This is a genomic window from Sandarakinorhabdus sp. (genome assembly GCF_032115815.1).
In the GTDB taxonomy this organism is placed as follows: domain Bacteria; phylum Pseudomonadota; class Alphaproteobacteria; order Sphingomonadales; family Sphingomonadaceae; genus Sandarakinorhabdus.
The window spans coordinates 1-12,992 of the sequence record NZ_JAUMBI010000097.1; the positions used below are offsets into that span (position 1 = coordinate 1).

Annotated in this window: 10 protein-coding genes; 3 read left to right on the top strand and 7 right to left on the bottom strand. The window is 65.1% G+C overall.

The genetic code is table 11. The annotated features are described in order from the left end of the window. Window positions 1-1,175: PAS domain-containing protein (locus RT662_RS05945; protein WP_313669786.1), on the bottom strand; the 1,175-nt coding region annotated here is incomplete at its 3' end. A gap of 115 nt (window positions 1,176-1,290) precedes the next feature. Between RT662_RS05945 and RT662_RS05950 the strand changes: the two genes are divergently transcribed. Then, complete coding sequence (locus tag RT662_RS05950; protein ID WP_313669787.1) at window positions 1,291-3,609, top strand: UvrD-helicase domain-containing protein; 2,319 nt, start codon at window positions 1,291-1,293, stop codon at window positions 3,607-3,609. On the opposite strand, the gene RT662_RS05955 is transcribed toward RT662_RS05950, so the two are convergent. Then, a complete protein-coding gene (locus RT662_RS05955; RefSeq protein ID WP_313669788.1) occupies window positions 3,596-3,916 on the bottom strand; it encodes a hypothetical protein in 321 nt (106 codons plus the stop codon). The two genes, RT662_RS05950 and RT662_RS05955, sit on opposite strands and share 14 nt — an antisense overlap. A 119-nt stretch (window positions 3,917-4,035) precedes the next feature. On the opposite strand from RT662_RS05955, the gene RT662_RS05960 reads away from it, so the two are divergent. Together RT662_RS05960 and cysK are read left to right on the top strand one after the other, a co-directional pair. Beyond that, window positions 4,036-5,280 carry an MFS transporter gene (locus RT662_RS05960; protein ID WP_313669789.1) on the top strand — a complete coding sequence of 415 codons (1,245 nt, stop codon included), beginning with the start codon at window positions 4,036-4,038 and terminating at the stop codon, window positions 5,278-5,280. A gap of 79 nt (window positions 5,281-5,359) precedes the next feature. After that, entirely contained in the window at window positions 5,360-6,277 is a 918-nt protein-coding gene (cysK, locus tag RT662_RS05965) for a cysteine synthase A (protein ID WP_313669790.1), read from the top strand. Here cysK and RT662_RS05970 read toward each other — a convergent pair. The 5 genes from RT662_RS05970 to RT662_RS05990 all read right to left on the bottom strand — a co-directional run. Further along, a complete protein-coding gene (locus RT662_RS05970) occupies window positions 6,241-7,062 on the bottom strand; it encodes a metallophosphoesterase (protein WP_313669791.1) in 822 nt (273 codons plus the stop codon). The two genes, cysK and RT662_RS05970, sit on opposite strands and share 37 nt — an antisense overlap. Continuing rightward, the gene (locus RT662_RS05975) at window positions 7,059-8,324 is read right to left on the bottom strand and encodes an NADH:flavin oxidoreductase/NADH oxidase family protein (protein WP_313669792.1); all 1,266 of its coding nucleotides are present in this window, start codon (window positions 8,322-8,324) and stop codon (window positions 7,059-7,061) included. Before RT662_RS05975 ends, RT662_RS05970 begins: the two co-directional genes overlap by 4 nt. Before the next feature lie 97 nt (window positions 8,325-8,421). Beyond that, on the bottom strand, window positions 8,422-10,605 hold the full coding sequence (locus RT662_RS05980; protein ID WP_313669793.1) for a 3-hydroxyacyl-CoA dehydrogenase NAD-binding domain-containing protein: 2,184 nt from the start codon (window positions 10,603-10,605) through the stop codon (window positions 8,422-8,424). A gap of 118 nt (window positions 10,606-10,723) precedes the next feature. Continuing rightward, on the bottom strand, window positions 10,724-11,935 hold the full coding sequence (locus RT662_RS05985; RefSeq protein ID WP_313669794.1) for an acetyl-CoA C-acetyltransferase: 1,212 nt from the start codon (window positions 11,933-11,935) through the stop codon (window positions 10,724-10,726). Window positions 11,936-11,946: 11 nt separating this feature from the next. Further along, the coding region (locus RT662_RS05990; RefSeq protein WP_313669795.1) for an acyl-CoA dehydrogenase C-terminal domain-containing protein at window positions 11,947-12,992 on the bottom strand (1,046 nt) is incomplete at its 5' end.

Genomic DNA, 12,992 nt, shown 5'->3' on the forward strand with positions numbered 1-12,992 from the left:
ACAAACAGCAGCGCCGCCGGCCGGCCCGACAGGGCAGCATTTTCGACCAGATCATCCAGCGATTCGCGGAACAGGCTGCGGTTGGCCAACCCGGTGAGCGGATCGAAGCGCGCCAGTTGCGCGATGCGTTCCTGGCTGCGCCGCACCTCGGTCACATCGCGGCCCACACCGCGAAATCCAGTGAAATTGCCCGCCACATCCTGTTTGGGCGTCCCTGAAAGCGCCCACCACCGCAGGTCGCGGCCCAGCGGCACCGGCACCACCAGATCGCGGAACGCCTCCCGTTCACGCAAGGCATGGGCCAGCGCTGCCGTGGTGGCCCCGCCCTGCACCGGATCGAGCAGCGCCAGCAGCGGCTGGCCCAGCATATCGGCCCGGCGGCGGCGCGCGACATCGGCAAAGCGCGTGGTGACATGGGTAAGGCAGCCGCGCCCATCCAGTTCCAGCAGCCAATCCGATCCGTTCGACTCATACTCGTTGAGCAGCAACCGCACCACCTCGCCCTGCTCGGACAGGTCGGCCTCGCTCTTCAGGCGGGCCATGGTGTGATAGGTGGTGACCAGTGCGGAGCGCAGCTTGATCGCCACGAAGCTGGCCAGCCCGAGCAGCATCAGCGGATGATCCAGCGGCGCCCCATCCGGCAGGGCCCGCACCATGCCAACGGCAATCGCCACGCATACCAGCAGCACCGCCACCGGCATCGTGGCGGCGCAATTGGTAACAGCGCCAAGAAAAATCAGCGAAAACAGCATGAGCACCGCCTGGCTATCGGCTGGCAGCGCCGGTGCCAGCGCCTGCAGCAGCCCGGCCCAGAACAGCGCGAGCGCGGCGATTTCCGCCGTGACGCGCCAGTAGAGTGATCGGCTGGCCTGTGGGGTGCCGGGGCCAGGCCGCAACCGGATCGCCCGCAGCGTCCAGAAGACGGCAAGCCCGCCAATGCCGCCCAGCCAGGGTGCCAGCGCCGAAAAGGCTACCACATCGCCAAAGGCGGCCAGCACGGTGACGAGGTTGATGGTCAGCAGGCCGATATTGAACGGCACATTGCGGTTGAGCTGGCTTAACTGCTGCCCGCGCACTTCGGCCCAGAATCCATCGTCGGCCTGATCCAGCCCCAGCACCTGCCGCCAGCCCAGATCGCGGACCATCTGCACCGGCGGCTTCAGCATCGCGGTCATCGTTCATCCTTGTCGATCAGCCCACAAGGGGAGGAACGGCGGCAGCCGCGGCGCTTTGAGTCAGGGGGAGGTTTGCGGCTTGGCAGCGGCGACGTTGTTCCTTACTTGTTCACATATGACCCTGCCCGTGGCCCATGATTCTGCGACCCGTGAGCCGCCGTGGCTGGCCGGGCTGAATCCGCCGCAGCGCGAGGCGGTGACGACGACCGAAGGCCCGGTGCTGATCCTGGCCGGCGCCGGCACCGGCAAGACGAAAGCCCTCACCGCCCGGTTGGCGCACATCTTGTTCAATCGCCTGGCCTGGCCGTCCGAAGTGCTGGCCGTCACCTTCACCAACAAGGCGGCGCGCGAGATGCGCCACCGCACAGAACTTCTGCTGGGGCCGATGGCCGAAGGCCTGCCGTGGCTCGGCACCTTCCACGCGCTTTCCGCCAAGATGCTGCGTCGCCATGCCGAACTGGTGGGGCTGAACCCGCAGTTCATCATTCTCGACACCGATGATCAGTTGCGGCTGCTGAAGCAGGTGGTGGCCGAAGCCGGCATCGACGACAAACGCTGGCCGCCCAAGCAACTCGCCGGCCTGATCGACCGATGGAAGAACAAGGGGCAGCTCCCCGCCGATGTGCCGGGCGGCGAGAGTTTCGCCTATGCCGATGGCGCGCACGGCGGTGGTGCTGCCATGTATGCGCGTTACCAGGAACGGCTGAAGGCGCTCAACGCCTGCGATTTCGGCGACTTGTTGCTGCACATGCTGACCATTTTCCGCCAGCACCCCGATGTGCAGGCCGATTATCAGCGCCGTTTCAAATATGTGATGGTGGATGAATATCAGGACACCAACAGCGCCCAGTATCAATGGCTGAAATCGCTGGTGGGGCCGGCGCGCAACCTGGCCTGCGTCGGCGATGATGATCAGTCGATCTACAGCTGGCGCGGCGCTGAAGTGGCCAATATCCTGCGCTTCGAAGCGGATTTTCCCGGCGCCAAGATGATCCGGCTGGAACAGAATTACCGTTCCACGCCGCACATCCTCGCTGCTGCCAACACGCTGATCGCGCACAACCGCGGCCGGCTGGGCAAGGCGCTGTTCACCGCCCACACCAGCGGTGAGCGCGTGGAAGTGACGAGCGTGTGGGACGGGCCGGAGGAAGCCCGGCTGGTGGGCGACGAGGCCGAGCGGTTGGCGCGCGAGGGCGTTTCGTTGAACGACATGGCGATCTTGGTGCGCGCCCAGTTCCAGACGCGCCTGTTTGAAGACCGCTTCATTGCCATCGGCCTGCCCTATCGCATCGTCGGCGGGTTCCGCTTTTATGAGCGCGCCGAAGTTCGGGACGCGCTGGCCTATCTGCGGCTGGTGCATTCGCCTGCCGATGCGCTGGCGTTTGAACGCATCATCAACGTGCCGAAACGCGGCCTGGGCGACAAGGCGATGGCGACCATGCATGCCGCCGCCCGTGCAATGAACCTGCCGCTGCCGCGCGCCGCCGCCGCGCTGGTGGACAGTGACGACCTCACCCCCGCCGCCCGGCGCGCGGTGAAGGCGTTCTGCACCGATCTCGCCCGCTGGCGCGACATGGCCGGCACCATGGGCCATGCCGAACTGGCCGAAGTGGTGCTGGAGGAATCGGGCTATGTCGCCATGTGGCAGGCCGACAAATCCACCGACGCGGATGGCCGCATCGAGAATCTAAAGGAACTGGTGCGGGCGATGGGCGATTATCCCAGCCTGACCGCCTTCCTGGAACATGTCGCGCTGGTGATGGACAATGAGGCGGCCAATGATGATGAGAAGATCACCATCATGACGCTGCACGCCGCCAAGGGCCTGGAGTTTGATCATGTCTTCCTGCCCGGCTGGGAAGAAGGCGTGTTTCCCAGCCAGCGATCAATGGACGAAGGCGGCACAGCCTCGCTGGAGGAAGAACGGCGGCTGGCCTATGTGGGCATCACCCGAGCCCGCAAGCGCGCCCACATCATCAACGCCGCCAACCGCCAGGTGTATGGCCAGTGGACGGCCGCCCTGCCCAGCCGCTTCATCGCGGAACTGCCGGCCGATCATGTCGTGGCGCGATCGACCATGTCGGGCGGGCCCAGCCTGTGGCGCGCGGCGCTGGAAGGCGGCGATCCGTTCGCCCACATCAGCCGCGGCACCGGTCGCGGGCCGGGGTGGGACAGGGCGGCACAAGGGGGCGGCAGCTTTGCCAACCGGTCAGAACGCGATTTCGGCCCGCGCAGTGCGGCACCGCGCGAGGCACGAGTCAGCGCCGTCGCGCTCAGCCCCAGCCCGTCATTCCGCAAGGGCGCACGCGTGTTTCACGCCAAGTTCGGCGAAGGCACCGTGTTCCACGTTGACGGCAACAAGCTGGAAATCGATTTCCCGGCCGCAGGGCGCAAACGCGTGCTCGACAGTTTCGTATCGCTCAAAGAGGCTTGATGTTCTTGCCCGTCAGGGCGCTCATCACCTCGCCGAAGATGCGCGGCGTGAGGAACAACAGCCCCACTGCGGTCAGCGCCAGGCACTGCGGCATTGGCCAGTGCAGATATTCCTGCGCCAGAAAGAAGGTGCCCACCAGGATATAGCCGTTGAAGCGCGCCACCAGCGACAGGATGATCGCCACCAGCCCCCATTGCCAGCCCAGCCCAAGGGTCCAGCCGGTCCAGGCCAGCACCATCTGGATCATGCCGACGCCGCACAGGACGACCGCCATCACATAGCCAGGCAATTGACGAAAACTGGGCATTGCTTCGCACGTAACCTTGGCGGGTCTATCGGCGAATCCGAAACCCCCTGATTCGCCTGATAGCACGACTTTCTGAATGCAGCATTGCCGTCAGCGCAGGCGCTTTCTATGGAAGAAATGTGCCGTCCATTCCCGCCCCGCTGCTGATCCGCGATTATCGTGCCTTCTGGGTCGCGCGCTTTTTCGCCACCGTCGCAGGCATGATGATGGTCGTCGTCATCGGCTGGCAGGTGTACGATATCGCCCGCGAGAGCATGAGCCGGGACGATGCGGCCTTCCTGCTCGGCATGATCGGGCTGGCGCAGTTCCTGCCCTTGTTCTGCCTGGCGCTTGTGGTCGGCGTGATCGCCGATCGGGTGGACCGGCGTTATATCGCCCGCGCCGCCGTGGCGCTGGAAGTGGGCTGTGCCGGCGTCCTCGGCTGGTTGGCGCTCGCCGGTGACATGCCGATGCTGGCGTTGTTCGTGGTCGCCGCCCTGCTTGGCGTGGGCCGCGCCTTCCAGGGGCCGTCGATGGCCGCACTCGCCCCCAACCTGGTGCCGCGCGAACTGCTGCCGCAGGCGATCGCGCTCAACAGCATCAGTTGGCAGACCGGCGCCGTGCTGGGCCCGCCGCTGGGCGCCTTTCTCTATGCGGTGTCGCCGGCCACGCCCTATGTGGTGGCCGCCATATTGTTCGCGCTCACCTTCATCTGCCTGATGATCATTCGGCCAGTGCCGCGCCCGGCACCGTCAGTCCTGACACCGTGGCGGTCGCTGGTGGAAGGCGTCGCCTATGTCCGCCACAACAAGGTGCTGCTGGGCGCGATCAGCCTTGATCTGTTTGCCGTTCTGCTGGGCGGGGCGACCGCGATGCTGCCGGTCTATGCCCGCGACGTGCTGCATGTCGGTGTCGAAGGGCTGGGGCCATTGCGTGCCGCGCCGTCGGCAGGCGCGGTGGTGATGGCGGTGCTGCTGGCCAGCCGGCCGCTCAGGCGCCATGTTGGCCCGGTGATGTTCGGTTCGGTGGCGCTTTTCGGGCTGGCCACAATCGTCTTCGGCCTGTCCACCTCCTACCCGCTCAGCCTCGCCGCGCTGGCGGTGCTGGGCGCGGCCGATGCGATCAGCGTCTTCGTGCGCGGCAGCCTGATCCAGCTGCACACGCCCGACGACATGCGCGGGCGTGTATCGAGCGTATCCGGCCTGTTCATTTCGGCCAGCAACGAACTGGGCGAACTCGAATCAGGCCTGGCCGCCCGCTATGTCGGCGCAGTGCCGGGCGTGGTGATTGGCGGCGTGGGCGCCATCATCGTTACCGTGCTGTGGGCCTGGCGCTTCCCGCAATTGCGCAACGCCGATCGCTTCGACCAGCAAAAGCCGGCCTGAACGCACCCCAAGATTTTCCGCCGTTGGCGCGCAGCGTTTGCAGGTCTAAAACACACGCAAACAACCGGAAGGTGCCGTGATGAAGGCCAACAACATCCTCGAAACCATTGGCCGCACGCCGCATGTGCGGATGGGCAAATTGTTCCCGAACGCCGAAGTTTGGATCAAGTCCGAACGCACCAACCCCGGCGGATCGATCAAGGATCGCATCGCGCTGGCCATGATCGAGGCCGCCGAAGCCGATGGCACGCTGAAACCCGGCGGCATCATCGTCGAGCCGACCAGTGGCAACACCGGCATTGGTCTGGCCATGGTGGCGGCCGTGAAGGGCTACAAGCTGATCCTGGTCATGCCGGAAAGCATGTCGATCGAGCGGCGGCGGCTGATGCTGGCCTATGGCGCCAGTTTTGATCTGACGCCGCGCGAAAAGGGCATGAACGGCGCCATTGCCCGCGCGCTGGAGATCGTGAGCACGACGCCGAACAGCTGGATGCCGCAGCAGTTCGAAAACCCGGCCAACATCGATGTGCATGTGCGGACGACATCGGAAGAAATCCACGCCGATTTCGCCGACAGCCCGCCCGATGCGATCATCACCGGCGTTGGCACCGGCGGGCACATCACTGGCGTTGCGCAGGTGCTGAAGGCCCGCTGGCCCAAGCTTAAGGTGTTTGCGGTGGAACCGGCGGCCTCTCCGGTGATTTCCGGTGGCTCGCCCAGCCCGCACCCGATCCAGGGCATCGGTGCCGGCTTCATCCCGAAGAATCTCGATGTGTCGCTGCTCGATGGCGTGATCCAGGTCGATGCTGGCGACGCCAAGGCCTGGGCGCTGCGCTCGGCCGCCGAGGAAGGCATGCTGGTGGGCATCTCTTCGGGTGCAACGCTGGCCGCCATTGCGCTGAAGCTGAAGGAAATGCCCGGCGCGCGCATCGTGGGCTTCAATTACGACACTGGTGAGCGTTATCTGTCGGTGCCGGAATTTCTTCCCGGCGGCTGAAGCTCCATCACCACGATCTCGCCATGTGTGCCCAAGCGAACGGGCACAATGGAGGTGCCGACGCCGGCAGACACGATCATCTGCTGGCCGGCGGCATTGCGGAACAAGCCGCGGATATATTTTGCGTCAAGTTTTTCAAATCGCGGCCAGCCAAAGACCTGGATCTGGCCGCCATGCGTGTGCCCGGCCAGCAGCAGGTCCACGTTGGCGGGCAGCATCGTCCACAAGCGCGGTTCATGCACCAGCGCAATCAGCGGCTTGCCAGGCCGAGCACGGGCAGCGGCGGCCCACAGGCCCTGCACCGGCCGCCGGCCCAGGATCAGATCATCGCTGCCAACGATCTGGATCGGGCCAACATCAACCAGATCGCCCGCCAGCAGCTTGAGGCCGAAGCGGCGCATCACCCAGCGGATCCAGTAAGGATCGTCGTGATTGCCCGGCACGCTCCACACGCCGAGCGGGGCTTTCAGCCGGGTGAGCGGCCGCACCGCATCGTCCATCCGCATCGGCGGGTCCCAGATCTTGCTGGCGTGGAAATCGCCGGTGACCACCACCAGATCGGGGTGCAGCGCATTCACCTGATCCATGATGCGGTTCAGCCGCACCTGCGGCATATCCCAATTGCTGCCGTGCAGATCGGAAAGATGCACCATCCGCAAAGGCCGTTGCAGTCCGGCCAGTTCGACGCGATAGCGCACCACCACCGGATCGCGGATCGCGCCGAGCCAGCCGGCCCATCCAAGGGCAAGCACCAGGCCGGCAACAAGGAACGCGAGCCGTTTCAAAGCCGGGCCTTGTTTTCCTTGTCTTCGGCAAGAAAGGCCTTGAACGGGTTGAGCTTTTCGGCGGTGCCGCCGGCCGCCACACGGCGCAGTTGCTGATAATACCAGGCCTGCGCGGCAAAGCCATTCATGGTCCGCACCAGCTTGAACGGCGATTTCGGGCTGAGCCACCAGGGGCCGATCGCCAGCCGTTCCTCGTCGCGCGGCAGCTCCTCGATATGGCCTTCGAGCAGTTCGGCAACACAGGTGGGATCGGCGCACAGCGGCCGTCCGACGCCAACAAAGGCGATGCCGCTGGCCAGCGCATCGTCCATCGCCGTCAGGCTGCGGAACCCGCCGGTGACCATCAGCGGCGGCGTCTTGGCCGCCATCAGGGCCTTGGCCAGCTGCACGAAATAGGCTTCGCGCTGGCGGGTGGATTGCTGCTTCGGCTCTTCGCGCGGGGCGAGGCCATCCATGTCCATCATCGCCGGCTGTTCGTAGGTGCCGCCCGACAATTCCAGGCAATCGACGCCCAGATCGGCCAGCCAGCCCGCGACAGTAAGGCATTCATCGAAGGCAAAGCCGCCCTTTTGGAAATCGGCACTGTTCAGCTTCACCGACACGGTGAAATCATTGCCCACCGCCGCGCGCACGGCCTTCACCGTCTCAGTGAGCAGACGCGCCCGGTTTTCGAGGCTGCCGCCCCATTCATCGCGGCGCAGGTTGGCGAGTGGGGAGAGGAACTGGCTGATCAGATAACCGTGCGCGGCATGGATCTGCACGCCGGTGAAGCCGGCTTCACGCGAGACAATTGCGGCGTTGGCCCAGCGCGCGATCAGATCCTGGATTTCAATGCCGGTAAGCGGATGCGGCATGCCGAACTGCCCGCCCGGCAGCGCCAGCGGCACCGCCGAGGGAGCGCGGGGATGCGGATTGACGTTCTTCTGCGTCTGGCGGCCGGCGTGGCTGATCTGCACCCAGGCCTGGGTGTTGCCAGCAGTGGCCGCCGCAGCCCAGCGCGCCCAGGCCACCTTACCTTCGGCAGAAAGCGGGCCATCAACAATTACATTGCCCGGCCGTTCCAGATGGCCGCGATCAATCTGCACATTGCCCGTGATCAGCAGCCCGCAACCGCCATCGGCCCAGCGCCGATACAGCGTTTCATGGGCCGCGTTGGGCAGGCCATCACGAAACGCCAGCCCTTCCGTCATCGCCGCCTTCGCGATGCGGTTGCGGAAATGCTGGCCGTTCGGCAGGCTGAAAGCGTCGTTCACGTCTGGCATTGCGGCACCCCTGATTTCGATTCAGCCTGCCGCGCCAGCGGAGCGGGCGCAAGCCCGTCCGCCCACCTCCCTGCGACGAGAGAGGGGAGCAGGAGTTTCAGGCCGCCTTCTTCGCCGCCATGGCGTAGAAGCTGTCACCGCGCGCCGCCATGTCGCGCAGAAGCTGCGGCGGCGCGAAGCGTTCACCATGGGCTTGCGCCAGCCGGTCCAGCGTGGCGACGACGTTGGCAATGCCGACGGTATCCATGTGGCTGAACGGACCGCCAGTGAAGGGTGCAAAGCCCCAGCCGAAGATGGCGCCCAGGTCGCCGTCCTGCGGGGTTTCCAGCACGCCTTCAGCAAAGCAGCGCGCGCATTCGACAAGCTGGCGATAGAGCAGCCGTTCCTTCACGTCAGCAGCGGTGGGCTGATCCGCCGCGAGGCCGCCAGCCACGGTTTCCACCAGTTCCGGCCACAGATATTTCTTGCCGCCTTCCGGATACACATAGAATCCCTTGGCATTCTTGCGGCCCTGGCGGCCAAGTTCGTGCATCTTAGTGATGACGCCATCGGCCGGGCCCGGCTTGTAGGCATCGCCCAGATCGGCCTTGGTCTGCTGACCGACCTTGTAGCTGAGATCGAGGCCGACTTCGTCGTTTACCGCCAGCGGTCCGACCGGCATGCCCATCTGCTTGCCGATATTCTCGATCAGTGCCGGGGTGGTGCCTTCGCCCAACAGGGACAGGCCTTCCTGCACATAGGTGCCGAAGCAGCGCGAGGTGTAGAAACCGCGGCTGTCGTTCACCACGATCGGTGTCTTGCGGATCGCGGCGACATAATCCAGCGCCTTGGCGATGGCTTCCGGGCCGGTTTCCTTGCCAACGATGATTTCGACCAGCGGCATTTTTTCGACCGGCGAGAAGAAGTGGATGCCGATGAAATTGGCCGGCTTGCTCCACGCCTTGGCGAGGCCGGTGATCGGCAGCGTGGATGTGTTGGAGCCGAAGATCACATCGTGGCCGACTACGGCTTCGGTGGCCTTGGTGACATCGGCCTTGATCTCGCGGGTTTCGAACACCGCTTCAATGATCAGGTCGCAGCCGGCCAGATCGGCGTAATCCGAAGTCGGCTTGATCCGGTCGAGGATGATCTGTGCCTTGGCGGGGTCCATGCGCTTCTTGGCGAGGCGGTCGGCGGTGTATTGCTTGCCCTTTTCCGCCGCCGCCAAGTCGCGATCGAGCAGCACCACTTCGATGCCGGCCTGCGCCGTCACCATGGCAACGCCCGCGCCCATCAGGCCGGCGCCGAGCATGCCGATCTTCTTCGTCGGCATGGGCGCAATGCCCTTGGGACGACGCGCGCCCTTTTCGGCGGCCTGCTTGGAAACAAACAGGCTGCGGATCATGTTGCCGGCCTGCGGGTCGGCGACGACCTTGGCGAAATATTTGGATTCAATGCGGATGGCAGAGTCCATCGGCACCTGGGTGCCTTCATAAACAGCGCTCAGGATCGCCTTGGGCGCGTTCATGTTGTCGCCGGCATTCACGTGCGTCATGGCGGTGCCGCCGACGAAGATCTGCGCGAAATTGGGGTTGAGCGCGGTGGCCGGACCACCGGGCATCTTGAAATTCTTGGTATCCCACGGCTGCACGCCGCCATTGGGGTTGGCCTTCACCCACGCCTTGGCAGTGGCGATGATCTGATCGGCGGGCACCACGGCCTGCGCCACGCCAAAGCCCAGCGCTTCCTGCGGGCTCATGTTCTTGCCCTGCAGCAGGTACATCAGCGCCGGCTGGATGCCCATCAGGCGCGGCAGGCGCTGGGTGCCACCGGCGCCGGGGAACAGGCCGACCATGATTTCCGGCAGGCCGAGCGTGATCTTGGGATTGTCGGCGATCACCCGGTAGTGGCAGGCGAGGATGAATTCGAGACCGCCGCCCAGCGCCAGGCCATTCACGGCCGCCGCCACCGGCTTGCCGCAGGTTTCCAGATCGCGCAGCAGCTTGTTGAGGCCGAACACGCCGTCGAACAGTGCGGCCATCTTGGATTTGCCTTCGGGAGTTCCGCCGCCGCCGAACAGCGCGCCCATGCCCTTTAGGTCTGCCCCGGCCATGAAGCCGCTGGCCTTGCCGCTGGTGAGCACGGCGCCCTTCACGGCGTCGTCGGTCTTCAGTCGCACAATCGCGGCGGCCAGATCAGCCTGCACTTCCGGCGTGATGACGTTCATCGACTGGCCGGGCACGTCGATGGTGAGGAGGAGGATGCCGTCGGCATCGAGTTCGGTGTGGATGGCGGTGGTCATATCGTTATTTCCTTTTCTCATCGTCATCCCGGCGAAAGCTGGGATCCATCTCCCCAAAGTCGCGCTGGTGCAGCGTTCGGGCGATGGGCCCCGGCGTTCGCCGGGGTGACGTGTGCGCTCAGATCCGTTCGATGATGGTCCCGGTGCCCATGCCGGCGCCGACGCACAGGTTGACCAGCGCGGTGCCCTTGCCGGTGCGCTCCAGCTCGTCCAGAACGGTGCCCAGGATCATCGCGCCGGTGGCGCCGAGCGGGTGGCCCATGGCGATGGCGCCGCCGTTCACGTTGATCTTGTCGTGCGGGATGTTCAGCGCCTGCATGAAGCGCAGCACGACGGACGCAAACGCCTCGTTCAGTTCGAACAGGTCGATATCGTCTTTGGTCATGCCGGCACGTTGCAGCACCTTGTTGGCCACAAACTCAGGCCCGGTGAGCATGATCATCGGTTCCGAACCGATCGAGGCCATGGCGCGGATGCGGGCGCGCGGCTTCAGGCCATATTTCTCACCCATCGCCTTGTTGCCAACCAGAATGGCCGAGGCGCCGTCAACGATGCCGGACGAGTTGCCACCGTGGTGTACGTGGTCGATCTTCTCGATTTCCGGGTAGCGCATCAGGGCGATCGCATCGAAGCCCGGCATCTGCTCGCCCATCGCCTGGAAGGCGGGGGCGAGGCTGCCCAGCGACTGCATGTCGGTCTGCGGTCGCATATGCTCATCATGGGCAAGCACGATCTCGCCGATCACGTCGCGCACCGGCACGATGCTGTTCTTGAAGCGGCCTTCGCTCCAGGCTTGGGCGGCGCGGCGCTGCGATTCCATCGCATAGGCATCCACATCATGGCGGCTGAAGCCATATTTGGTGGCGATCAGATCGGCGCCAATGCCCTGCGGGGCGAAATAGGTCTTGTAGGCCACGGCCGGGTCCATCGCCCAGGCGGCGCCGTCGCTGCCCATCGGCACGCGGCTCATGCTTTCCACGCCGCCACCGATGGCGAACATGGCTTCGCCGGACATCACCTTGGCGGCCGCCATGTTGGTGGCTTCCAGGCCGGAAGCGCAGAACCGGTTGATCTGCACGCCGGCCGTGGTTTCGGCATAATCGGCGTTGAGCACGGCGACGCGCGCAATGTCGCTGCCCTGCTCACCAACCGGGGAGACGCAGCCCAGCACCACATCGTCCACATCGGCGGTGTTGATGCCGGTGCGATCGCGCACGGCCTGCAGCACCTGTGTGGCCAGCTGGATCGGCGTGATCTCGTGCAGCTTGCCGTCCTTGCGGCCCTTGCCGCGCGGGGTGCGAACGGCGTCGTAGATATAGGCTTCGGTCATCGTCATTCCTCTCAGAACATCTCGGCGGGCAGCGCCATCACGGTATCGGCGCCGGCTTCCAATTGGGCTTTCAGACTCGCGGTTTCGGGCAGCACGCGGGCCGCAAAGAAACGAGCGGTGGTGAGTTTGGCGTTGAAGAAATCGGGATCGGCGGTGCCGCCATCCAGCGCCGCCAGCGACGCGCCGGCCATCTTCAGCCACATATGGCCGAGCGCGACATGGCCCATCATCCGCATGAACGCGGTGGCGCCTGCCCCGGCGTTGTCGGGATTGGCCATACCGTTCTGCAGCAGCCAAATCACCCCGGCCTGCACATCGCCAAGCGCGCGGGCCAGCGGCTGCGCGATGAAGGACAGCCGTTCGTCGCTCGCTGCCGCGATATCACCGGCCACGAGACCCAGCCACGCCTGCGTGCCGCGCCCGCCCTTGGAACCCAGCTTGCGGCCGACCAGATCGAGCGCCTGGATGCCGTTGGTGCCTTCATAGATCATGGCAATCCGCGCATCGCGCACGAACTGATCCATGCCCCATTCGGCGATATAGCCGTGGCCGCCCAGCACCTGCTGGCAATTGGTGGCGACTTCATAGCCGCGATCGGTGCCATAACCCTTGATCACCGGCGTGAGCAGGCTGATCAGATCGTCGGCCATCTCGCGTTCGGCGGCGTCGGTGGCCTTGCGCGACAGATCAACCCGGATGGCGCCCCACAGCATCAGCGCCCGCATGCCTTCGGTATAGCTGCGCGCGTCCATCAACATGCGGCGCACATCGGGGTGGACGATGATCGGATCGGCCTTGCCTTCGGGGTTCTTCGCACCGGTCAGGCTGCGGCCCTGCAGGCGGCCCTTGGCGTAATCCACTGCGTTCTGATAGGCGGCATCGGCCTGCGCCAGACCCTGGATGCCCACGCCCAGCCGCGCCGCGTTCATCATGATGAACATGGCAGCCAGGCCCTTCATCTCCTCGCCTAGCATGTACCCGGTGGCGCCATCATAATTCATCACGCAGGTGGCGTTGGCGTGGATACCCATCTTGTGTTCGATGGAACCGCAAGTGA

Coding starts and splice junctions, on each gene's coding strand:
- RT662_RS05950 (WP_313669787.1), top strand. CDS start 1,291: ATGACCCTGCCCGTGGCCCATGATTCTGCGACCCGTGAGCCGCCGTGG.
- RT662_RS05955 (WP_313669788.1), bottom strand. CDS start 3,916: ATGCCCAGTTTTCGTCAATTGCCTGGCTATGTGATGGCGGTCGTCCTG.
- cysK (WP_313669790.1), top strand. CDS start 5,360: ATGAAGGCCAACAACATCCTCGAAACCATTGGCCGCACGCCGCATGTG.
- RT662_RS05975 (WP_313669792.1), bottom strand. CDS start 8,324: ATGCCAGACGTGAACGACGCTTTCAGCCTGCCGAACGGCCAGCATTTC.
- RT662_RS05980 (WP_313669793.1), bottom strand. CDS start 10,605: ATGACCACCGCCATCCACACCGAACTCGATGCCGACGGCATCCTCCTC.
- RT662_RS05985 (WP_313669794.1), bottom strand. CDS start 11,935: ATGACCGAAGCCTATATCTACGACGCCGTTCGCACCCCGCGCGGCAAG.